At 74.0% G+C, this 21,984-nt stretch carries 16 protein-coding genes and 1 pseudogene; 7 read left to right on the top strand and 10 right to left on the bottom strand.

The window, feature by feature from the left end:
• Positions 1-152: 152 nt before the first annotated feature.
• The 6 genes and pseudogenes from AC07CM_RS02445 to AC07CM_RS02420 form a co-directional block, all read left to right on the top strand.
• Positions 153-278: pseudogene (locus tag AC07CM_RS02445) on the top strand (ketopantoate reductase family protein); the annotation flags it as partial.
• A gap of 216 nt (positions 279-494) precedes the next feature.
• Positions 495-1,412, top strand: a complete 918-nt coding sequence (locus tag AC07CM_RS02440) for a sigma-70 family RNA polymerase sigma factor (protein WP_478874440.1) — start codon at positions 495-497, stop codon at positions 1,410-1,412.
• Positions 1,413-1,467: 55 nt separating this feature from the next.
• Positions 1,468-2,112: a mycothiol-dependent nitroreductase Rv2466c family protein gene (locus tag AC07CM_RS02435; RefSeq protein ID WP_478874439.1), complete on the top strand. Its 645-nt coding sequence runs from the start codon at positions 1,468-1,470 to the stop codon at positions 2,110-2,112.
• A 124-nt stretch (positions 2,113-2,236) separates the two neighbouring features.
• Positions 2,237-4,855 carry a right-handed parallel beta-helix repeat-containing protein gene (locus AC07CM_RS02430; RefSeq protein WP_478874438.1) on the top strand — a complete coding sequence of 873 codons (2,619 nt, stop codon included), beginning with the start codon at positions 2,237-2,239 and terminating at the stop codon, positions 4,853-4,855.
• A 259-nt stretch (positions 4,856-5,114) separates the two neighbouring features.
• Positions 5,115-6,596, top strand: coding sequence for a hypothetical protein (locus AC07CM_RS02425; RefSeq protein WP_478874437.1), 1,482 nt, complete (start codon positions 5,115-5,117; stop codon positions 6,594-6,596).
• Between the two features lie 45 nt (positions 6,597-6,641).
• Complete coding sequence (locus AC07CM_RS02420) at positions 6,642-6,968, top strand: hypothetical protein (RefSeq protein WP_478874436.1); 327 nt, start codon at positions 6,642-6,644, stop codon at positions 6,966-6,968.
• Positions 6,969-7,007: 39 nt separating this feature from the next.
• Here AC07CM_RS02420 and AC07CM_RS02415 read toward each other — a convergent pair whose 3' ends face one another.
• From AC07CM_RS02415 to AC07CM_RS02385, 7 genes are all read right to left on the bottom strand, one after another.
• The gene (locus AC07CM_RS02415) at positions 7,008-8,345 is read right to left on the bottom strand and encodes a protein kinase domain-containing protein (RefSeq protein WP_478874435.1); all 1,338 of its coding nucleotides are present in this window, start codon (positions 8,343-8,345) and stop codon (positions 7,008-7,010) included.
• Positions 8,346-9,278, bottom strand: a complete 933-nt coding sequence (locus AC07CM_RS02410; RefSeq protein WP_478874434.1) for a protein phosphatase 2C domain-containing protein — start codon at positions 9,276-9,278, stop codon at positions 8,346-8,348.
• On the bottom strand, positions 9,272-9,946 hold the full coding sequence (locus AC07CM_RS02405) for a vWA domain-containing protein (RefSeq protein WP_478874460.1): 675 nt from the start codon (positions 9,944-9,946) through the stop codon (positions 9,272-9,274). The genes AC07CM_RS02410 and AC07CM_RS02405 overlap by 7 nt, the downstream gene beginning before the upstream one ends.
• A gap of 184 nt (positions 9,947-10,130) precedes the next feature.
• Positions 10,131-11,786, bottom strand: coding sequence for a TRAFAC clade GTPase domain-containing protein (locus tag AC07CM_RS02400; protein ID WP_478874433.1), 1,656 nt, complete (start codon positions 11,784-11,786; stop codon positions 10,131-10,133).
• A complete protein-coding gene (locus AC07CM_RS02395; RefSeq protein WP_478874432.1) occupies positions 11,783-14,467 on the bottom strand; it encodes a GTPase-associated protein 1-related protein in 2,685 nt (894 codons plus the stop codon). Before AC07CM_RS02395 ends, AC07CM_RS02400 begins: the two co-directional genes overlap by 4 nt.
• Positions 14,464-15,705 (bottom strand): TRAFAC clade GTPase domain-containing protein, encoded by a 1,242-nt coding sequence (locus AC07CM_RS02390; protein ID WP_478874431.1) that lies wholly within the window; start codon positions 15,703-15,705, stop codon positions 14,464-14,466. Before AC07CM_RS02390 ends, AC07CM_RS02395 begins: the two co-directional genes overlap by 4 nt.
• A gap of 3 nt (positions 15,706-15,708) precedes the next feature.
• A complete protein-coding gene (locus tag AC07CM_RS02385; RefSeq protein ID WP_478874430.1) occupies positions 15,709-17,916 on the bottom strand; it encodes a hypothetical protein in 2,208 nt (735 codons plus the stop codon).
• Positions 17,917-18,190: 274 nt separating this feature from the next.
• Between AC07CM_RS02385 and AC07CM_RS02380 the strand changes: the two genes are divergently transcribed.
• Positions 18,191-19,525, top strand: coding sequence for a S28 family serine protease (locus AC07CM_RS02380; protein ID WP_478874429.1), 1,335 nt, complete (start codon positions 18,191-18,193; stop codon positions 19,523-19,525).
• 31 nt (positions 19,526-19,556) lie between these two features.
• Here the strand turns inward: AC07CM_RS02380 and AC07CM_RS02375 are convergent, their stop codons facing one another.
• Genes AC07CM_RS02375 through AC07CM_RS02365 form a run of 3 tightly spaced genes read right to left on the bottom strand, consistent with a single transcriptional unit; the run spans position 19,557 to position 21,959 of the window.
• Positions 19,557-20,297, bottom strand: coding sequence for a sirohydrochlorin chelatase (locus tag AC07CM_RS02375; RefSeq protein ID WP_478874428.1), 741 nt, complete (start codon positions 20,295-20,297; stop codon positions 19,557-19,559).
• A gap of 5 nt (positions 20,298-20,302) precedes the next feature.
• Positions 20,303-21,193, bottom strand: a complete 891-nt coding sequence (locus tag AC07CM_RS02370; protein ID WP_478874427.1) for an ABC transporter permease — start codon at positions 21,191-21,193, stop codon at positions 20,303-20,305.
• Positions 21,180-21,959: an ABC transporter ATP-binding protein gene (locus AC07CM_RS02365; protein ID WP_478874426.1), complete on the bottom strand. Its 780-nt coding sequence runs from the start codon at positions 21,957-21,959 to the stop codon at positions 21,180-21,182. The genes AC07CM_RS02370 and AC07CM_RS02365 overlap by 14 nt, the downstream gene beginning before the upstream one ends.
• Positions 21,960-21,984 lie beyond the last annotated feature (25 nt).

The following is a 21,984-nucleotide window of genomic DNA, read 5'->3' as shown; positions in this document are numbered from 1 at the left end:
TGCCGGTGGCGGAGCTGGTGCGGTTGGCGGAGGAGGCGGTGGGGGCGGGCCGCTGAACGGGTGGGCCCAAGAGGGTCGAGGCGGGTGACCCGGTGACCGTGACGGGTCAGGGTCGGCCGCCGACCCGGCGGACGTGGAGGGGTTGAGGCGGGCCGTTGGGCGAGCTGCTGCAGCACCTCGCCAACCGGTTCGCGCGGGAACGCCGGCCGGCGGGTTCCCTGCCGGTGGCGGAGCTGGTGCGGTTGGCCGAGGAGGCGGTGCCGGCGGCAGACCACTAAGGGGGCTGACGCCGCTGTTGCCGGTGGCCGTGGCGGGGTTGGGGCCGGTCGCTGGACCGGCGGCATGAGGCGGTCGGGGCCGTTGGACCGGTGGCCGTGCGGGGGTTGAAGTCGCTGAACCGGCTGCCGTGCGGTGGTTGATCTTCCGGGCGGGATGGCGTTTTGTGGCTGCCGGGGTGGCGCGCGGCTCAGGCGTGGACGAAGGGACGGGACAGGGTGGAGGGCGGCACGGGGGGCACCGCACGGCTCGCGGCACGGTTCGAGGCGGACCGGCCGCATCTCACGGCCGTGGCGTACCGGCTGCTGGGTTCGGCCGTCGAGGCCGACGACGCCCTGCAGGACGCCTGGCTGCGCGTGCAACAGGCGGACACCGCAGGGGTCGAGAACCTCACCGGCTGGCTCACCACGGTGGTGACCCGGGTGTGTCTGAACCAGCTGCGGACCCGCCGGAACCGGCGGGAGGACCCCCTCGACGCGCGGGAGCCGGACGCGGCCCTCGGCGGTGCGGCCGGGGACCCGGCCCGCGAGGCGCTGTTGGCCGACGAGGTGGGCGTCGCCCTGCTCGTCGTCCTCGACACCCTGGCCCCCGCCGAACGGGTCGCCTTCGTCCTGCACGACATGTTCGCCGTGCCCTTCGACGAGATCGCCCCGCTGCTCGAGAAGACCCCGGCCGCCACCCGGCAGCTGGCCAGCCGGGCCCGCCGCCGGGTCCGGGGCCGGGGCCCCGGGGCCGCCGGTGACGCGGCCCGCCGCCGGCAGGCCGTCGAGGCCTTCCTGGCCGCGACCCGGGGCGGGAACTTCGCGGCCCTGCTCGCGCTGCTCGCCCCGGACGTGGGGCTGCACGCCGACGCCCGGGTCGTGCCCACCCCGGAACCGATCACGGTCCGCGGCGCCGAACCCGTCGCCCGGGGCGCCATGGCCGCCCTGGCCCGCGCCCACTTCACCGGAGTCGCCCTGCTGGACGGCCGGTTCGGCCTCGTCATGGCCCCGTACGGACGGGCCCGCCTGGTCCTCGCCTTCGCGTTCGACGGCGACAACCGGATCACGCGGATCGAGGTCGTCGCCGAGCCGGAACGCCTGCGGGGGATCGAGATCGAGGTCGCCGGACCGTGGGAGCCCGGAATGGACCAGTGAGACGGCTCCGGATTGGGTCGGGATTCTGCACCACCGGCGGACTAGCGTCACCGCCATGACACCTCCCGGCCACAGCCGTACGACCGCCACGCCCGCCCCCACCCGCGCCGACCTCTTCTTCGACCCCGCCTGCCCCTTCGCCTGGATCACCTCCCGCTGGCTGCTGGAGGTCGAGCGCGAGCGCCCGCTCGACCTGCGCCTCCGCGTCATGAGCCTGTACCTGCACAACATCGGGAACGAACTCCCCAACTGGTACCGTGACTTGGTGGACCGGTCGATCGGCCCGGTACGGGTCGCCGTGGCCGCGGCCGAACGGCACGGCGAGCAGGTGCTGCGCGACCTGTACACCGCGTTCGGCACCCGGATCCACGAGCGGGGGATCAAGGACTTCGACGTGGTGGTCGCCGAGTCGCTGGCCGAACTGGGGCTCCCCGCCGACCTGTCGGATGCCGCCCAGGACCCGTCGTACGACGACGCGGTGCGCCGCAGTCACGCGGCGGGCGCCGAGCAGGAGTCGGGCGGCTACGTGGGCACGCCCACGCTCCATGTCGACGGCACGGTGTGGTTCGGCCCCGTGCTGCGAGCCGTCCCGCGGGGCGCCGAGGCGGCCGAGCTCTTCGACAGCTTCCGGGTGCTGGCCGGCCATCCGGACTTCTTCGAACTCAAGCGCACCCGCACGGGAGGGCTCCGCTTCGACTGATCCGATGAATCGGCCGGAGAGTGTGGCAACTTCCGCGATTCTCTGTCCCTTTCATTGACCGTGGTGTCGCAGTGCTCCTACCTTTCCGGGGGTTGGGTACCGGCTGATCCCACGGGAGGCGTACATGCCCACGCACCGAAGAGCCGCCCTCGTCACCCTCGTCAGCGCCGTTCTCGCCCTCGGGGTTCCGGGGCTCGCCGCCCCGGCCCGGGCCGCGTCCTCCGACGTCTACGTCTCACCCGCCGGCGACGACCACGCCGACGGCAGCGCCCGCCATCCGGTCCGCACCCTGGACCGGGCCCGCGACCTGGTCCGCGCCCGGGCCGACGGCCTGCGCGCCGACCTCACGGTCCATCTGGCCTCGGGTGTCTACCGCCGTACCAGTCCGCTGGTGCTGGACGCCCGCGACTCCGGAACGAACGGGCACCGGGTGATCTGGCAGGGCGGCGACGACACGGTCGTCAGCGGCGGCCGGCGGGTCGTCGGCTGGCACCGGGTCCCGGGACGCGCGGGGCTCTGGTCCGCTTCCGCACCCCAAGGTCTCACGGCCACACGGCAGTTGTACGTCGACGGAGTGCGCGCCCAGCGGGCCCGCGGGGCGGTGCCGGTCACCCTGACCCAGACCGCGACCGGCTACACCGCCTCCGCCGACACCCTGGCCCACTGGAAGCGCCCCGCCGACGCCGAGTTCGTCTACACCAGCGGTGAGGCGCTGTGGAACGTGGAGCGCGACGGCCTCGGACAGTGGACCGAGCCCCGCTGCCCGATCGGCTCCGTGGACGGCACCACGATCACGATGGCGCAGCCCTGCTGGGACAACTCCAACAAGCGGGTGGAGTTCCCCGACATCCCCGGACGCACGGTCAGCATGGTGGGGCCCGGCCGGCTCACCAACGGCGGCAAGCCGTCGTACGTGGAGAACGCCTACGAACTCCTCGACCAGCCCGGCGAGTGGTACTTCGACCGCGGTAGCCGCAGGGTCTACTACCTCCCGCGCGAGGGCGAGGACCTGTCCCGGGCCGACGTCGAGGCGGCCGCGGCGGAGAAACTGGTCGACGGACGCGGCACCGCCGACGCCCCCGTCCACGACATCGGCTTCCGCGGCGTGCGGTTCAGCTACGCGACCTGGCTGACCCCGTCCGCCCCCGAGGGCTTCTCCGAGATCCAGGCCGGTTACACCATCACCGGGGAACGGGGCTGGGCCACCCAGGGGCTGTGCCAGTACGTCCAGGGCGGGACCTGCCCGTTCGCCTCCTGGACCAAGATGCCCGGCAACGTCTCCTTCACGCACGGGCAGCGCATCGAGTTCACCGACGACGTCTTCGCCCACCTCGGCGCCGCCGCCCTCGACCTCGGCGCGGGCAGCCGGGACGCCACCGTCAGCGGCAACGTCTTCACCGACGTCTCCGGCAACGGACTGGAGATCGGGGGAGTCGACGGTCAACCGCCCGCTGAGGGCGTCGAGGTGACGGACAACCACCTCTACGGACTGCCCCGCGAATACCACGGCGGCGTGGCGATCCTCAACGGCTACACCCGGCACGACACCATCGCCCACAACCAGATCGACCACGTCGCCTACAGCGCGGTCTCTCTCGGCTGGGGCGGCTGGCCCGACAAGATCGGCGACCCGCCGACCCCGAACCCCAGCCACGACAACACCGTACGGAACAACCTGATCTTCGACTACATGCAGATGCTCGACGACGGCGGAGGCGTCTACACCCAGGGCCTGACCGGTACCTCCCTCGCCGACGGCGAGAAGGTCACCGGCAACGTCATCCACGACCAGTGGGGCCTCGGCAAGAGCGTCTACACCGACAACGGCTGCACCTACGAGACCGTCGAGGGCAACGTCCTCTACCGCGCCTCCTACGCCAACGTGGCCTCCCGCCACACGGACTACCGCGACGGCCTGGGCAACAACGACCCCACCCTGATCAAGGACAACTGGTGGGAGGAGGGCACGGCCGACGGCGACAACAAGGGGCTGGTCACCACCGGCAACAGGATCATGACCGGCCCGTCCGACGTACCGCCGGAACTCCTCGAGCAGGCCGGACTCGAGCCCGCCCACCGCCACCTGCTGGACCTGCGCACCGGCGCGCCGTCCGTGCCCGAGGCGCCCTCCCGCGTCGGCACCAGCACGGCCGCCGCCGACGGGCTGTACGTCACCTTCAATCCGTCCTTCGCGGACGGCGGTTCACCGGTGACCGGGTACACGGCACACGCCTACGACACCATTGGCCGGCAGGTCGCCGAACAGGCGGTCGGCGCAGCCGAGTTCCGGCGGACGGCACTGCTGCGGATCGGTGGACTGCCCGCCGGCGGCGGCCCGTTCACCGTGACCGTCACCGCGAGCAACGCCCGGGGTACGAGCGCGCCCTCGCTCGCCTCCGCACCCCTGGCGCCCACGGCCGCGAGCACGCCGCCCGGTGCGCCGACCGGCCTGAGGCTGCGGACCGCGGCCACCGCCGCCACCCTCGCCTGGACCCCGCCCACGGCCACCGGCGACGCCAGGATCGTCGGCTACCGGGTGACCGTCTCCGACGGCCGCGACCCGATCGACGTCACCGGCCGGGACGTGCTGGTCACCCAGCCCTCCGCAAAGGGCATGTTCCGGGTGATCGCGGGACTGCGGCCCGGCACCGCCTACACCGTCACCGTCGCCGCGGTCACGGCGGCGGGCACCGGGCCCGCGGCCACGGTCGACGGCACCACCCGGCAGGCAACTGCCGGGTAATGACCCGGCGTTGGCCGATAACCGTCCCTCCGGCGTGCCGGCCTCCCCTTGCCAGTGACACATCCGCCGGAACAGACGCAGAACCAAGAGCCGTCCGCGGTCCGACGCCACAGGGGAGCGCCGGACCGCGGCGGCGGATCCCCGGGCGGCCCGGCTCACCGGAACTCCGCGACAAACCCCACAGGTTGTCCCTAGGGTGAAGCGCGCATGGAACGGCCGAGGGGGACGGATGACAGTGACGGGGCGACCATTACCGACGTTGCCGCAGTACCGCAAGGACTCGGTGACCCGGCGCCTGTGCGCCTCCGTGCACCTCGACGACGCCTTCGCCCTCTACGTGGACCGGGCGCTCACCGGGGACCGGCTGGACGCCCTCGGCCTGAGCCTCGGCATCAACTTCGTCGCCCTCGCCCGGCACGCCCGCGTGGCCACCCGCCGCCGCGAGGCCCTCGACCGCCGGCTGGCGTGCGTCTCCGCGGTCGTGCTCCTCTCCGTTCTGACGGGCCTGTGGGGCCTGGTCAACGGGCACGGGCCCCTCGGATGGGTGGCGATTTTCGGCCCTCTCGGCGCGTACGCGGCCGCCTGGACGCTCGTCCACCACAAGGAGTCCGTTGGGCGTCACACGGCGCGCGAGGTGTTCCACTCCGCCGAGAAGCCCGAGCGGACGGCACCGCCCGTGGAGCCCGAGGCGGAGGCCTGGCTGAAGGAGCTGAAACGAGCCAACGTCCTGCCGTACGCGGACGCCGAAGCCCAGACCAAGCCGTTCGTCGGCAGCGGGCAGAAGCTCAGGGAAGTGGTCTGGCAGCCCATCGACATCAGCAGGCCCGCCGACGCACCCGGCGGCGGCAGGCTCCCGCTGCTGCCCTTCGACGCCGTCGACCTGCACACGTTCGTGGCCCGCCACCTGGAGAGCATCTCCGGCCTGCCGGGCCTCAGGGCGCAGAACCGGCTCTACGTCCTCGGGAGCAACGCCTGCTTCCTGCCCGAGCTGGTGCCCGACCGCACGTCGAGACCGCAAGCCCGCATCCCGAGCCAACTGGTGCAGGCCGGCCTGCAGAGCCCCGGCGCGGGCATGCGCACCCACCTCTGCCTGGAACGCATCGGCGAGGGCGGCCGGATGATCGTCTCCATGTACCTGCGGGCGACCGTGCAGTCGCCCAGCCTGACCTGGGAGGTCGCCGCCTACGCGATACCCCCGCTGGACGGACGCTTCCACCGGGTGGACCGGCTCCCGGTGGCACCCCGCGAACGCTGGTGGGACCTCGTCAAGTACGCCACCGCGCACACCGGCCGGGACCTGCGCCGCGCCCTGGGCCGGCGCAACGCCCGCCGCCGCTGGCAGCGCGACCACGACCGCCGGCTGACCAGGGAACGCAAGGCCATCAGCAAGCAGCACGTCCTGTACGACTACGGCGCCAGGGGCAGCCTGCGCGAGGACCTGGGCGCCTGGGACGCGGCGGGCTACGCCGAGCGGACCGACGCGCAGGACTTCCTGTTCCGGCTCCAGCAGGGCGTGCTCGTGGCCACCGAACGGTTCCTCGAGGACCACCACGTCGACACCAGCTCCTACGACAAGGCCCTACAGGTCATCAGCACCCAGACGTACAACATCGGTAACGTCAGCGGCCCCAGCATCTTCGGCAACGACGGCACGATCGCCTTCGGCGGTCAGCAGGGTCCCGGCCCCCACGGTGGTCCCGGACCCCAGGGCGGCCCGGGATCCGGCCCGCCCTCGCCCTAGCACCAGCCACGACGGCCCCCTCGGACCAGGAGTCAGGACAGGACAATGAGCACGTACAACTTCCACGGGAACGTCAGCGGTCCCGTCAACATGGGTGATTACGGCCGTATCGAGATCGGGCGTCACGACCCGGCCACGGAGGCCCTCGTCAGGCTCGCGGACGGGCTGATCGAGGCGCTGCGCGCCGAGTACCCGGTACTCGTGGGCAGCGGGGAGGTCATCCGGGGCGCCTTGGTGGAGTCCGTCGAGGACGGCGGTCCGCCCAACCGCGGCCGTATCCGCTCGGCCCTGGAGACCATCAGCATCGGCGCCGCGGCCGGCACCGGCTCCCTCGCCTTCACCCAGCAGCTGATGCACGTACTGGGCCTGTGACCCGACGGGGCCCCGCCGCCACGGGGCCCCCGGCAAGGCTCACTTGGCCCGCACGATCGCCCGGACCCCGTCACCGAGGTCCAGTTCCAGACCCGACCTGAGCGGCACGGTCTGGCCGGGCTCGATCTTCTGCGCGGTGCCGTCGGAGCGGGTGCCCGTCCAGGTCTGCCCCGACCGGTTGGCGATGCCGAACCGGCCCGGCTTCTTGGGGTGTTCGACCAGCTCCGCCACGAGCGCGGCGTCCGAGCAGTCGTGCCGCGCCGGCTCGGGCAGCAGATGGTGTGCCTGCACCCGGGCACCCCGGCGCAGCCGGATCTGGTGCTCGGTGCGCGGCGGGGGAGTGGTCACCGTCAGCCGCGGCGGCAGCACCAGCAGCGCCCCGCAGCCCCAGCAGGGCCGCGGCGGCGGGTTCTCGCCCGGCTCGGTCATGTTCTGCCGCCCGCAGGACGCGCACTCCACCACCGAGTCCAGCACCGCACGCAGCGCGTTGCGCCACTCGGTCTCCCGCACCCGGGCCGCCGGGTCGCGCAGCCCGATGGTGAACGAGCGCCGGAACAGTTCCTGCAGCGTCCCGGCCGCCGCGTCCCAGGTGGCCAGCACGGTGGCGTGCTCCATCGGGTCCGGCGCGTTGGAGTCGTCCGCCGGGTCGAACACGAACAGCGGGCTCCTGCCGTACAGCTTGCGCTCGGCCGCCTCGTCCAGACAGTGGATGCCCAACTCCCGCCTGCCCTTGAGCGGGTGGTGGTTCATCAGGAACATGAACAGCAGGACGGCGAGCGAGTGCAGGTCGGACTGGGTGCCGGGACGGGCGCCGGGCTCGCCGCGCACCAGCTCCGGAGCCATGAACTCCATGGTCCCCGAGATACCGCTGACGTCCCCCTCCACCACCGCGTTGTCGTTGTCGCAGACCAGTACGTCACCGGTGGCCGGGTCGAAGAAGATGTTGCCCCAGGAGATGTCCCGGTAGGCGATGCCCCGCGAGTGAAGCGCCTGGTACGCCTCCACGGTGTACAGGCACGCCGTCAGCAGGGCACGCGGGCTGGTGCGCAACTGCCGCCGGAACAGCGCCGGAAGCCCCTTGTGGCGGTCCGGGCGCAGCCCCATCAGATAGCCGAACGACCCACGGTGCTCGGGCACGTACGCCTCGGGCCACAGGAACCGGTCGTCGGCGAAGTCCCGGGCGACCAGCTCCTTCACGATCGCTTCCTGTTCGTCGGTCGCACAGGTCGGGTAGTACCACTTCAGCGCCCGTTCCCCGTCGGGTGTGCGAACCCGGTACACCTCGCCCTGGCCGCCCGCGCCGAGGAAGTCGACGATCTCGACCTCGTCACCGTTCTCCGCCGCGAGGCGCGTCCCGCCATCGAGCATGCCGCTCATCTACGTCTCCGTCTTCCGTTCTTCCGTCTCCGCGGCACTGGCCGTCACCGCCGAGGACTCCTCGTTCCCCGTCGCCCCGTCCGGCTCCGGGGCTGCCTGCGCCGAGCGCAGGGCCGCCGCCAGCGTCGTGTCGTCGCCCGAGTAGCGCGCGGCCTGCGCAAGCCAGTCCGGCAGCGCCTCGCGGACGCCCGCGCCGCCCTCCTCGGCCAGCCGTCCGGCCAGGCCTTCGACGAACGCCCGGTATCCGTCGGCCGCCGCGAAGCTCTTCGACAGGCCGTCCGTGGAGAGCACCACCAGCCGCGGGGTGCGCGCCTCCTCGAACACCGGTGCCCAGTGCATCCGCATCGACCGCCAGGCCTCGCGCCCGCACAGCGACTCCGTCTCGTCGCCCAGGTCCTCCTCGGCGGGCGCCAGCGGCCGGCTCAGCGTGCCGTCGTGCTCCACCACCGCGAGGTCCCCGTCGCCGAGCTGCCAGGCCACGAACAGCCACGGCGTGAGCACGGCCCCGATCAGCGTCGTGCCGTACAGCACGAGCTTCTCCTCGGGCCCCGGCTCCCGGGACGCCTCCTCGACGACCGGCCGGTTCCGGTCCCAGTGCCCGAGCGCCGCCTGCCGCCACTCGTGCACCAGGGCGCGCGGGAAGTCGTCCCGGGCGTACGTCATCAGCCGGGCCAGCCGGCCCGGCTCGTGGCAGTCGTGCGCCACCCGCCCGAAGTGGGTGGCGAGCCCCACGAACCGGTCCACGGCGAACCGCGCGCCCAGCTCGCTGCGCGCGTGCACCGCCGAGCCGTGCCCGTCGGCCACGGCGAGGACCAGCGGATCCTCACCGGATCCGGTGCCCCGGCACTCGTACCAGTCCTGGTTGCGCCGCTTGTTGACACCCTGGACGCTGTCGGCCAGCGTCTCCCACCGTCGCACCCCGAGCGTCACCACACGTCGTCGTCATCGTCGTCGTCCAGCACCGGCGGCGCGTACGGCTGCTTCGCCATGGTCACGGTGGTGCCGGCCATGTCGCCCGCGACCGGCTGGGAGGCCGCCTTCACGGCGGCGGTGGACGCCCACCGGATGGCGGCGGCGAGCTGCTTGGGGCTGTTGGCGTCCAGCGGCTGCAGCTCGGGGTTGCCGAGGAACTCCTGGAGCACCCCGCGGTCCGCGTCCGCGCCGATGGCGATCGCCACCCGCACCGCCTTGCGGCCCCACGGGGTGGCGTCGACGGCCTTCAGGCCCGCCTTCCAGTCGTCGGTGGGCACCCCGTCCGACACCAGCGCCAGCACCGGCTTCAGCGCCCGCTGCGGCATCGGCGGGGTCTGCAGCTCGCGCGCCACCAGGTGCAGCGCCTCGCCGAGGTTGGTCATGCCGTCGACCTGCACGTCCTGCCAGGTGAAGTCGTCGACCGGGACCGGGGTCTGGTGGTGCCACTGGGCCGTGGTGGAGAACGTGACGGTGCGCAGCAGCAGTTGGGCCGCGGGGTTGTCGTGGGCCACCGACCGCATCTCCGGAACGGCCTCCCTGATCGCGTAGTTGAGCTTCGCGATCTTCTCGCCCTGCATCGAGTACGAGCAGTCGAGCAGCCAGATGAAGTGGACCGGCCGGTTGGCCATGGGCCCGCCGGGGATGTCGCTCACGCCGTGATTCCTTTCCATGGGTGGGTGATGGGTGGGGGCCGTGGTCAGGGCAGCAGCAGCCGAGCGGCACAGCCGAGGGCTGCCACCGCCAGGACCAGGGCGGTGACGAACAGGCCCGCGAGCGCCCGCCGGGCCCGGGAGACGGAAGGGGTGACCTGGTTCATGCCGGGCTGTACTTCCCTTCCCTGGTCCCGTCCGGGCGGCTTCGCTGCCTGATCAGGCGGCCGCCGGTGCCGCCACCGGACCCGGTGAGCGGGCCGGTGCGCAGCCCCGAGGCCGCGAGCAGCCACAGCACCGGCTCGGCGGCCCGGCGCTGCTCGCTCTCCAGCGGCCCGGTGCCGGTGGCCGCGTGGGCGCTCACCGCCCAGTAGCGGGCCGCGTGGAAGTCGTGGCCGAGGGCACGGACCAGCGTGCCGAGGCCGATGTCGGTGAGCCAGTCGTCGATGCGTGCGCCGGGCACCGGCAGCGAGGTCAGCCGGTCCAGCACGTCCCGCTTGGTGACCACCGTGGCCACCCGCATCCGGGACCGCCGGCCGGTGAGCGCCGCCAGCTCCCCGGTGAGCCGCTGGTACGTCTCCCACGGCCCCTGCGCCGAGGGCCGCGCCCGGTCGGCCCGGTCGGTGTCCTCGGGGCCCAGCCGGCCGCGCACCTTCGGCTCGGCCAGGGCGTCGGCGACCAGGACCACCCCGTCCGCGTGGGCCAGGTACCGCTGAGCGCGCACCCGTTCGGCGTCGCTCACCGACTCGCCCATCGGGTCGTACAGGTACAGCAGTCGTTTTCTGCGGCCCCGGGCCACGGTGAACATCAGGGCGCGCGGCTGGCCGCCGGTCGTGGCGTGCGCCCAACCGGTGCGGTTCAGCTCCTGGTTGAGCCCGGTCTGGGTGCGCTGGTCGTCGACGGAGGCGTACTCGACGCGCAGTTCGCCCTGCCGGGACCAGGCGTGCAGGCCCTCGACCATGGCCGCCATCAGCATCGTCTTGCCCGACGAGGTGCCCCCGACCAGCGGAGTGTGCACCACCCGCATGGTGCCCGCCGCTCCGGGCAGGAACTGCTCGCAGTGCGGGCACAGCGCCGTGAGCTTCCCACGTCCCAGCAGCCGGGAGGCGGGCAGCCGGTGCCCGCACCGGCACACGTGCCACAGCACGCCGTACCGACCGGGCCGCAACTCGCCGTGCCGGGCCCGGCAGTTCGGGCAGCGGTGCACGGCCAGCGGGACGGGCGCGTAACAGCCGGGGTGCGGGCACTTGACGCGGATGCCCCGCAGCAGCAGCCGGCCCCGCTCCAGCCCGCGCAGCGCGGGCACCCCGGCGGCCCAGCCCAGCCACACCACGCCCAGCAGCAGCGCGAACAGCGCCAGCACCGTGCCGAGGAGCAGCGTGGCCAGCACGGCGCCGACCAGCGCGCCCGCGGCGGTGCCGGGCGCGACGAGCACGACCAGCAGGAACCGGTACAGCGGCGCCGAGGCGCGCCGGCCCGAGGCCCGGCGCCCCTGGAACAGGTTCCGCACGGTCCGGTTCAGCCACGGGTCGGTGAAGGCGGACCACACGGCCCGCATCCCGGCGAGTCCCGCGGACACCGCGTCCGCCCACGACTGCCGCCACCAGTAGGCGAGATGCGCGGGCTCGCCGCTCCCCACCGCCGCGAGCCCCGGGTCGGTGCGGCCCGCCTGCCACGGCCCGAGGCCGCGCCACACGGCCCGCACACCGAGTCCGAGGAACTCCCACAGCGTGCGGAACACGCACACCGCGACGGCCACGACCCCGGCCCAGCCGAACAGGGCCAGGATCACCAGCGCTGCGATGCCGTCCGTGCTCACCGGCCGCTCCCCTCGCCCGGCGGTTCCACATCGCCGTACCAGGTCGCCTGCCGGTCCTCGCGCCTTCCGCGCCCGGTCAGCCGGCCCGCGAGCCGGCCGAGGGCGCCGGGCCGGTTCCAGGTGCGGTAGGCGTCCAGCCTGCCCCGGCCGGTGCGGCGCAGCACCTCCTCGACCGCGCTCTGGTCCTCGGCCGGAAGGGCCCGTACGACGGGTCGCAGCACCCTGGTCAGCAGGGTCGTGCGGGTCGCCTCCCAGGCGGGGTGCGTCTGCGGGTACGCGCTCCACTCGCAGAAGCGGGCGGCGACGCAGGACGGCACGGTGCGCAGCCGCTCGGCCACCCGGTCCCCGCGCCCCACCCGCTCGTAGACGGCCAGCAGGCCCGCGTCGCCCGAGCGGGCCAGCGCGTACAGCTCGCTCTCGGGCGCCGGTGGCCGGGGCGGCGCGTGGGACTCGCTCTCCGGTCCCGGAACGGCCAGCAGCCGGCGTGCGAGCGCCTCGTGCACCCGGCGGGTCACCGGCTCGGGTACGGGTTCGGCCGCGCCGTCCCTGAGGCTCAGCACGTGCTGCACCCAGCCCTCGACGTCCTGGTCGGTGTCCAGCAGTCCCGCGTACTCCAGCAGGAGCAGCGGCGCCCGGTGCGCGGACCGCAGCTCCGCGGTGAAGCAGCGCAGCAGGTCGGCGGCGAGGACCGGTACCGCCGGGTCGTCGGCCGGGGCCGCGAGCGCGGCCTCGACCAGCAGGTCCCGGGTGCCGGCAAGCCGGTGTGCGTCCGAGCCCAGCTCGCTGAGCAGCAGGCTCGCCTCCTCCCCGGTCGGCGGGCCGTCCGGCCACACCAGGTGGAAGGCGGTGTGCAGGACGCCCGGTTCGGCGTGCGGCGAGACCCCGGCGGTGCGCAGCACCTCGTGGAACCGCCCGAGCCGGTCGCCGTCGGTCCGCCGTGCCCCGCCCGCCTCGACGCACATCCGCAGATGCGGGCAGCCTGGGGCGAGCGAGACCGGCAGCCCCGAACCCGCCAGCCGCCCGGCCACCCCGGGCGGATTGGCGGCGGCGAGGGCGTCCAGCGCGCCGAACAGCGCGGTGCGCAGGGCGGGATGGCCGTGGACGGCGTCGAGGAGAGCGGAGGGACAGCTCCGGCCGTCGCCCGGGCGGCTGTCGGCGGAGCCCGGCGACTCGTCTCCCGCACCGTCCGTCGCCCGCCCGCTGACCAGGTCCCGGGCGATGCGCCCGGCGAACTCCGGGAGCGCCTCCGTGCAGTCCACGTCGAGCAGGTCGGCGACGCGCAGCAGGGCCAGGGGCCGCCCGGCGGCCGGCTCGGTCGGGTCGGCGATGCCGTGCCGCAGGGCCGGGGCCAGGTCCCGGGCCAGGTCGGCGCGGAGCGCCGGGGTGAGGGAGCCCGCGCCCAGCGCCGGCACCGGGCCCCGGTCCCGCACCGCCGAGGCCAGGACGCGGGCGGCGAGGGGCGCGGAGACGGCGGTGGGCACCTGTCCGTCCAGCCGGGCCAACAGGACGGCGAGTGCGGCTGGTTCGTCGTTCAGGGGGGTGCCGGTGGGGCGGTACCGCGTGCCGACCGGGCCGTACCGCTCGTCGTCCCTGCCGTGTCGCGTGTCGTCCGGGCCGTACTGCGCGTCATCCGAGCCGTATCGTCTGTCGTCCCGCCCGTACCCCGTGGCGTCTCCGCCCCGGTCCGGGCCGTGGCCGCCCGACAGCGCCACGGTCAGCGCCGCCAGTGTCTCCTCGGGCAGGGCGAAGGCGTGGTCCGCGGCCCAGCGGGCGGCCGCCGCGCGGCCGTCGGCGCGCAGCCCGATGCCGTCGACGAGGGCGGCCACCGCGAGCGGGCCGAGCTCGCCGGAGCTGTCGCGGAACAGCTCGGGCCGGCCGGCCGTCCAGACCCGTGCGCACACCTCGGCCCAGGTGTCCGCGACGGGTTCGGCGGCCGCGCGGGCGGTGCGGTCGTGCACCCGGAACCGGTGGTCGTGGCCGACCGGCTCCGAGGACGGCAGAGCCCCGACGATCTGCTGGCGGGCCTGCTGCGGCCGCCGGGTGTAGGTGGTGAAGGTCAGCCGGTGCGCCCGCTCGCGGGGCAGCACGGTGCAGGCGAGCGCGATCCACTGGGCCACGTCGGCGCTGTCGTCCTCCACGACCACGATCTGCCGGGCGTCCGACTCCTCGGCCAGCGAGCGCAGATCCGCGAAGAACGCGGCGAGCCGGTCCGCGCGGGAGCGCGCGAAGGCCACGAGGCCGTCCCGGCGCAGCAGGCCCGACGGCTCGAACCGGTCGACCGGCTCCGGCCGCCCGTCCGGCGGAGTGGCGTCGGCCCAGCGCGGTGACTCCCAGGCCGTGATGGGCAGCGCCCCGTCGGGCAGCCTTACCCCGGGCGGCAGATGGAGGGCGTGGGTGTGGAAGTTGCCCCACCGCCCGCTGTAGTCCGCGCCGGTGTACACCGACCGGCTCAACAGACGTCCCCCGTCGGACAGTTCGCTGCAGCTGAACGCCTTCGGGAAGCCCTTGAGCTGTTCGGCGTCCGGGCGGGCGGGCAGGTCGCGCGGGGGCTCGTACCCGATGAGCTGCTCCGCCTCCCGCAGCAGCGTCGGCGGCACGCCGGGGCTGACCGCGGTGAACCGGAAGCCCGAGCCGTCCGGTCCGGGCGGCGCCGAGGTGTAGTGCAGCTGGGCGAGGCTCACCGGGCACGCCCCTTCCCCGCGGTGTACGCGGGCAGCAGTCCGCGCAGGGACAGCAGCCACAGCAGGGGATCCTCCACCCGCACCGGCTGCGGGCCCGACTTCGGCACGTCCGCCGGTGCGTCGGCGGGCGGCGGCGCCCCCAGGGCGGACAGCCCGAAGAACGACAACTCGGCGAAGCCCAGTTCCAGTTGGCGCAGCAGCGCGCCGGAGTCCCAGTCCGTGAGCAGGGACCGGAGTTCCTCGTGGACGGCGAGCCGGTCCTCACCGTCGTACGTCCCGGCGCTGTGCGGGGCGTTGCGCAGCAGCGGGGAGTGCGGGTCCAGCAGGGGCCCGAGCATGTCCGTCTTGGTGACGGCGACCGCGATCGGCGTGGACACGCGCCCTCGTCCCTTCCCCTTGCCGTGCGCCCGAAGCTGGGCCGCCAGATCGGCGGCGATCTGCTGTGGCGAGGTCTCCACCACGGGCAGCGGCGGCCCCTCGTGCACCGGCAACCGGTCTCGCACCGAGCCGAGTTGCAACGGGTCGACGAGCAGGACGATTCCGTCGGCGGCGCTCAGATAGCGGGTGTAGCGGTCCATCGCCTCGGCGCCCGCCAGGTCCTCACCGGCCGCGTCGAAGAAGACCAGCGTGGTGTGCCGGGTACCGGAGCCGCCCAGCAGACCCTTCCGGGGCAGGCTCAGCCGGTACAGCAGCGGGTCGTTGAAGCCGAGTGCGGCCGGCCGGGTGGCGTCCGGCAGCCGCAGCCGCTCGTACAGGTCCTCGGCCATCTCCCTGTCCCGCTGCTGGGTGCTCTGCCCCATCGCCGCGAGCGAGGCGTGATAGGCCTGTCCGACCCGGTGGTTCAACTCGTTGACCAGCACGGACACATAGGTGCTCTTGCCGGAGGCCTTCGCGCCGACCAGCGCGATGATCCGGCTGTCCTGGTCGCAGTAGTCGCTGGGCAGATCGCTGTGGCAGGACCCGCACACCCGCACCGGCGTGGGCACCCCGCACTTCGGGCAGGGCACGCTGCTGCCCCCGCCGCCGAGCCCGGCGAGTCTGCGTGCCGGAGTGAACACGGGCCCGCGCATCCGGGCCGCCGGAGGCACCCCGGGACCCATGAACCCGGCCCACAGGTCGTCGCGTTCGGGCCCGCAGGGCGCGCCGCCGCGCACCCCGCTCGGGGTCATCAGACAGCGGTACGGCAGCTTGCCCGCCGACGCGCGGACGAAGCAGTAGGGGCAGATCACGGTCGTCATGGCTCAGCGCACCACCAGGCTCGCGAGAGAGGGTTCTTCCAGTCGCACCGAGGCCGCGTGCTCCCCGAGCAGGAAGCCGCGCAGGGTGTAGGGGGCCGGGCAGGGGGAGGCCGGCAGCTCCTGTTCGACGGTCCCGTGCCGCGCGAGGTCGGGCCCGGGTATCCGCAGTACGGTCGTGCCGTCGGCGGCGCTGCGCGGGCGGAGCGTGCCGCTGCGGGCGACGCACACGAACTCCGGTACGTCCCCGAGCGCGCCCGACGTGGCGAGGCTGACCCGGAGCAGGGTGCGGCCCCGCCCGATCAACCTCCTTGGAGCACGCACCAGTTGATAGCGGACGGCGGTGTCCGGCGGCAGCAGTGCCTCGGCCGCGTCGGGCACCACCACGACGGCGCCGGGCACCCGGGGCGCGGTGGCCGCCCGGATCCGCACCGCTCCCGGGCCGACGGGCAGCCGCAGTCCGCCGCGCCGGTAGGCGTGCGCGGTCAGCGTCCGCTCGCCACCGGTCCCCTCGCCGTCCAGGGCGCCCCAGCTGACCACGAGGTGCCCGGCGCCGTCGGGCCAGTCCAGCGTGACCCGCGCCTGCCCGTCCGGCAGCCGGGTGGCCGCGAGCCCGGGAACGGCGTGCACGGCCTCCACGTCGACGGCCGGCCCGGCCAGCGCCCGCGCCCCGAGTACGGCGACGGCCGCGACCTCGGCGCGGGTGCCGGGCGGAGGGCACAGGGCGCCCGCCTTCTCGGGCCAGTCCGGCGCGGCCGGAAGTTCCTGCGTGCGCAGTTCGGTGCCCGGCGCGGGCGCCTGCCCGGGCCACACCACCAGCCGCACCTCGGCGTCCCGCCCACCGGTCCAGGCGAACCGCACGGCCCCGCCGTCGGGCCGCGCGGTGAGGGTGTGCACGGGCTCGGGCCAGGGGTGGACGGTGCCGGTCACACGCAGGCCCGGGGAGGTGACCCGGCTGCCGTCGGACGCCCGGTAGTGGCAGACGACGTGGAAGGAGTGCGGGCCGGCGGGCAGACCGGTGACGGTGAACCCGTCGGGCCTCCGCACGAGCCGGCCGTCGGCCTCGCCCGGCTCCGTGCGCTCGACCGTGACGTCCGTCGTGCCCGCCGGTCGCTGCCAGACGCAGTGGATCCGGCCCGGGCCGTCCGTCAGCACCGGGTGCCCCACCTCCGGTGCGACCAGCAGCTGCCGCGACACGAGCGGCGGTCCGGCCACCCGGCCGTCCCGCATCGGCAGCGCCGCGTAGCGCACCCGGGAGCCGAGCGGGGCGTCCTCGTCCCGCACGGGCCCGGCCGCCGTCCGGTCGGCGCCGGGCACGCTGCGTACGACGGGTCTGCCCCGCTCCGTGCGGTACAGCCGCAGCAGCCGCCACTCGCCCGGTTCGTCGCGCTGGTCCTGCCAGGTCAACTCCACGTGGTCCGGCCGTAGTCCGGTGCTCAGCAGGGGGTGCCGGCCGGGTTCGGGCCGGTGCATGCGGACCAGGCAGCGCAGGGCCCGCCGGTCGTCCGCTGCCTCGCGCAACGCCTCCAGGCAGGCATCGCTCGCGCTCTCCCGCTCGCCCTGCTCCTCGGCCCGCCGGGCGGACCGCAGGAGGTCCTCCACCACGTTCAGCCGCTCGGCCAGTTCCGTCCGCAGCGCGGCCAGTTCCAGGTCGCCGCCGGCCGCGGGCAGCCGGTCGAGCAGCGTACGCAGCCGGTGCAGCCGCCGCTGCTCGCGGGCGTCGGCGAGCGACTCGGCGGCGTCACGTGCGCGCCGGTCCAGGGGCGGCCGCAGCCGGGCGGCCGCCACCAGGCCGGCGACCTCGTCGGCATGCACCCCCAACTCGACCGCTGTCTGCGGGCGTTGGGGGGCGGGTCGGTCCTGCAGCAGGCAGATCAGCTGGTAGAGGACGACCCGGCGCAGGGCCTGCGGATCGCGCCGGTGCAGCTCGGCCAGCCGCGCGGCGAGCGGGGCGGCCGGTCCCGCCCCCTGGGCGAGTCCATCCAGTAACAGGCCGTCCACCCGGCGCCGGCCCCGCGGCCCCGCCTGCACGTACAGCCCGTCCAGGACCCGTAACCCCGTGGGTGAGGCGGCCAGGACCTCGCCGAGGTGGCGTAACCCCGCCGCGTGCTGGGCGGCGGCGAGCGTGCCGTAACCGGGTACGAGGGGGCTCAGCGGCAGACCGGACAGGGCCCTGGGCAGCCCCAGGTGATACCCGAACTCCTGACCGGCCACGCGCACCGTTCTCCCCCGATAGTGCCTCGAAGGACCATCCCAGCAGATCCGGGCGTGACCAGGAAGGGGTTTCGGGGAACCCGAGCAGGTCGGGGCGCACCGCGACCTGGGGTGCCTGCCGTGCCGTCTCCCCCGGCCGGGGGAGAGGGTCCCCTCGCGCGCGGGATCCTTCCTCGCCGCCAGGCGACTGTACTGAAGCGGTCGGCGATTCACGGCGGGCCGCCACCACAGGACACGACGTCACCGGTGGGGCCATGACAGGGGAGGATGCACCATGGGCACCTGGACGAGACGACGTCTGCTGCTGTCGGCGGCCTCGGCGGCCGGACTCGCCGCCACCGCGGCGGCACCGGCGAGGGCGGTGAGCCCGGCCGGGTCCGGGCGGGACGACGTCCTCGACCGTCTCCGTGCCCTGCCGGGGCTGAGGGTCGTGGAGGAGCGGCCCGGTGCCGAGCCGGGGTACCGTTTCTTCGTCCTCGGACTGCGCCAGCCGGTCGACCACCGGAATCCGGCGGCCGGCACCTTCGAGCAGCGCCTGGTCCTCCTGCACACCTCTGCCGACCGTCCGACCGTCCTGTTCACGACCGGGTACGGGGCCTCGCTCACGCCCCGGCGGGCCGAACCCACCGTGCTGCTGGGCGGCAACCAGCTCCAGGTCGAGCACCGCTACTTCGGCACCTCGCGGCCGGAGACGCCCGACTACTCCTACCTGACCGTCCGGCAGGCCGCCGACGACCACCACCGCATCGTCCGTCTCTTCCGCACGCTGTACACCGGCGCCTGGATCTCCACGGGGGGCAGCAAGGGCGGTATGGCCAGCGTCTACCACCGCCGCTTCCACCCGCACGACGTGGACGGCACCGTGGCCTACTCCGCGCCGAACAACGTCGACGACCGGGACGACTCCGCCTACCTCCGCTTCCTGGACACCGTGGGCTCGGCCGCCACCCGCGACGCCCTCAGGACGGCGCAACGGCAGATCCTGCTCCGCCGTGCCGACATGACCGCCCGCTACCAGGCCTGGGCAGCCTCCGCCGGCACCGGCTTCGACATCGTCGGCAGCGCCGACAAGGCGCTCGAGATCGCCGTGCTGCGCGCACCGTTCATGTTCTGGCAGAACGGCGAAGCCGCGGACAGCGCCGCCATTCCCGGCCCGGACGCGAGCACCGACGCGCTGTACGCATGGCTGAACGACACCGCCGTACTGCCCGTCTACGCCGACTCGGTGGCCCGGGACTACATTCCCTACTTCTACCAACTCGGCACGCAGATGGGTTACTTCGACGTCCCCACCGCCCACCTGGCCGACCTGCTGCGCCACCCGGACGCCATGCGGCCCCGCACCTTCGTGCCGCGCGACATCCCGATGAGCTTCGACTCCGCCGCGATGCCCGACATCGACCACTGGGTCCGCCGCCGAGGCAGCCGGCTGCTGTTCGTCAACGGCACCCAGGACCCCGCGGTCGCCGAGTCCTTCCACCCGGGCTCCACGGACTCCCGCGTCCTGTGGGCTCCCGGCAGCAACCACCACGCCACCATCGCCGGCCTCTCCGCCGACGACCGCACCGAAGCCGTCGCCCTGCTCACCCGGTGGGCCGGCGTGTCCTGAGACCGGCCCCCGCCGGCGTCTCCCGGAGCGCCTACGCGCCCAGCGCCGCCCGCACCGGCAGGGCCGCCGCGTCGTACCGCTCCAGCAGGACCCGCGCCACCTCCGGCGCGGGGCCGAGCACATCGGCCAGGACGTCCGCCTCGGCCGCTCCCCGCGCGATCCGGTCAGGCAGGAAGCCCGGTGCCAGCACGTAGGGCGCGACGGCGACCCGCTCGCAGCCGAGGGCGCGCAACTCCCGTACGGCGTCCTCGGTGCGCGGAAGGGATGCGGAGGCGAACGCAGGCCGCACGGCGCACCAACCGGTGTGCCACCACTCCCGCGCGATGTCGGCGATCACTGCGATCGCCTCCGGGTCGGAGGACCCCGCCGAGGCCAGCACGACCCCGGTCGAGGACTTGTCGGCGGGCGTCAGCCCCGCCTCGTAGAGGCGCCGTTCCAGCGCGGACAGCAGCAGCGGGGACGGGCCGAGCACGTCGGCCTGCCGGATCCGCAGCCGCGAGGGCGCGTCCCGCAGGACCGCGGGGATGTCCGCCTTCGCGTGGAACGCGCGGGTCAGCAGCAGCGGCAGGGCGACGACGTCACGCACGCCCTCCGCCGCCAGCGACTCCAGCACCCCCTGCACGGACGGGATGTTGAAGTCCAGGAAGCCGGTCTCCACGCGCAGCCCCGGCCGCAGCGCCCGTACCCGCTCCACGAGGGCGTGCACGGTCGCGGCGTGCCGCGGGTCGCGGCTGCCGTGGGCGATGACGAGGAGAACCGGCTTGCCGTACATGGGCCTCAGCTCTTCACCAGCAGGCCGCGGGTGCGCAGCACCCACCGCTCCAGCGGGCTGAAGATCAGCAGGTCGATGGCGATGCCGACGAACAGGATGAGCAGGATCGCCTCGAACACCATGGACATGGAACTGGCGTTGCGGCCGTTCTCCAGCAGCGCGCCCAGGCCTATGCCCAGGTCCGGGGAGGAGGCGATGATCTCCGCGGCCATCAGCGAGCGCCAGGAGAAGGCCCAGCCCTGCTTCAGCCCCGCCAGATAGCCGGGCAGAGCGGCCGGCAGGACGATGTGCCAGGCACCCTTCAGGCCCGTCGCGCCCATCGTGCGACCCGCCCGCAGGAACAGCGGCGGAACCTGGTCGATGCCGGACACCAGGCCGTTGGCGATGGACGGCACGGCGCCGAGCAGGATCACCGCGTACATCATCTTGTTGTCCAGGCCCAGCCAGATCACCGCGGGCGGCACCCACGCCACCGACGGCAGCGACTGCAGACCGGACAGCACCGGCCCGATGGCCGCGCGCAGGAACTTCACCCGGGCCACCAGCAGGCCCAGCGGGGTGCCGATGGCCAGCGCGAACAGGAAGCCCAGCAGACCGCGCGAGACGCTGGTCCAGATGAAGCCGAGCAGCCTGCCTTCCAGCCAGGCGTCCTTGAACTCGTTGCCGACGTCGGCCGGCGTGGGCAGCTTCGTCGGATCGTCGACGATCTTGAAGGAGACCAGCGCCTGCCACACCACGAGCACCACCGCGGTCGCGACCAGCGGCGGCAGGATCTTGTTGCGGAACGTCTGCCGGAACGGCGTCCGGCCGACGACACCGGTCTCCAGGGCGTCCAGGCCCGCCTCGACGCTCGCGGCGTCCCGCAGGACGGCCTTCGTCGTGTCAGTGCTGGCCATGACGGCGGATCTCCCCACGCAGGACTTCGGTGATCTCGAGGGACAGTTCGGCGACCGGCGCGTCCTCGATGCGCCGCGGCTGCGGGATGTCCACCCGCCACTCGCGCGCCACCCGCCCCGGGCGGGACGACAGCAGCACGACCCGCTGCGCGAGCCGCACCGCCTCGCGCACGTTGTGGGTGACGAAGAGCACCGACAGGCCCGTCTCCTCCCAGATCCGGGTCAGTTCGTCGTGCAGCAGGTCGCGGGTGATCGCGTCCAGCGCCGCGAACGGCTCGTCCATCAGCAGCAGCCGGCTGTCCTGCGCGAGCGCCCGGGCCATGGCCACGCGCTGGCGCATGCCGCCGGACAGCTCGTGCACCCGCTTGCCGTGCGAGCCCTGCAGCCGGACCAGTTCGAGCAGTGCCTCGGCCCGCTCCCGCCGTTCGCTCTTGGCGACCCCCCTGAGCTTCAGGGCGAGTTCGATGTTCTTGCCCGCGGTCAGCCACGGGAACAGGGCGTGCTCCTGGAACATCAGAGCCGGACGCCCGTCGGTCGTGATGCTGCCGGCGGAGGGCTGGTCCAGCCCCGCCACCAGGTTCAGCAGGGTCGATTTGCCGCAGCCCGAGGCCCCCAGGAGGGTGACGAACTCGCCCGGAGCGACATCGAGACTGATGTCGTCCAGGACGAGCTGCTGCCCGCCGGGTACCGCGAAGGACTTCGAGACGTTCTCGATGCGCGCCGAGTGCTGGACCGACTCGGCGGCCTTGGCGAAGGTCGTGGCCATGGTCGTCACCTCCTGGGAACTCGTC

Source organism: Streptomyces sp. NPDC044061 (assembly GCF_056434305.1).
Note: the sequence above shows the minus strand (reverse complement) of the source record. Positions and strands in the feature narration are given on the sequence as shown.

Bases quoted from the DNA above. Each gene is read 5' to 3' on its own strand.
- AC07CM_RS02380 (WP_478874429.1), top strand. From the start codon at position 18,191: ATGGGCACCTGGACGAGACGACGTCTGCTGCTGTCGGCGGCCTCGGCG.
- AC07CM_RS02370 (WP_478874427.1), bottom strand. From the start codon at position 21,193: ATGGCCAGCACTGACACGACGAAGGCCGTCCTGCGGGACGCCGCGAGC.
- AC07CM_RS02415 (WP_478874435.1), bottom strand. From the start codon at position 8,345: ATGAGCGGCATGCTCGATGGCGGGACGCGCCTCGCGGCGGAGAACGGT.
- AC07CM_RS02390 (WP_478874431.1), bottom strand. From the start codon at position 15,705: ATGACGACCGTGATCTGCCCCTACTGCTTCGTCCGCGCGTCGGCGGGC.
- AC07CM_RS02420 (WP_478874436.1), top strand. From the start codon at position 6,642: ATGAGCACGTACAACTTCCACGGGAACGTCAGCGGTCCCGTCAACATG.
- AC07CM_RS02405 (WP_478874460.1), bottom strand. From the start codon at position 9,946: ATGGCCAACCGGCCGGTCCACTTCATCTGGCTGCTCGACTGCTCGTAC.
- AC07CM_RS02375 (WP_478874428.1), bottom strand. From the start codon at position 20,297: ATGTACGGCAAGCCGGTTCTCCTCGTCATCGCCCACGGCAGCCGCGAC.
- AC07CM_RS02435 (WP_478874439.1), top strand. From the start codon at position 1,468: ATGACACCTCCCGGCCACAGCCGTACGACCGCCACGCCCGCCCCCACC.
- AC07CM_RS02430 (WP_478874438.1), top strand. From the start codon at position 2,237: ATGCCCACGCACCGAAGAGCCGCCCTCGTCACCCTCGTCAGCGCCGTT.
- AC07CM_RS02365 (WP_478874426.1), bottom strand. From the start codon at position 21,959: ATGGCCACGACCTTCGCCAAGGCCGCCGAGTCGGTCCAGCACTCGGCG.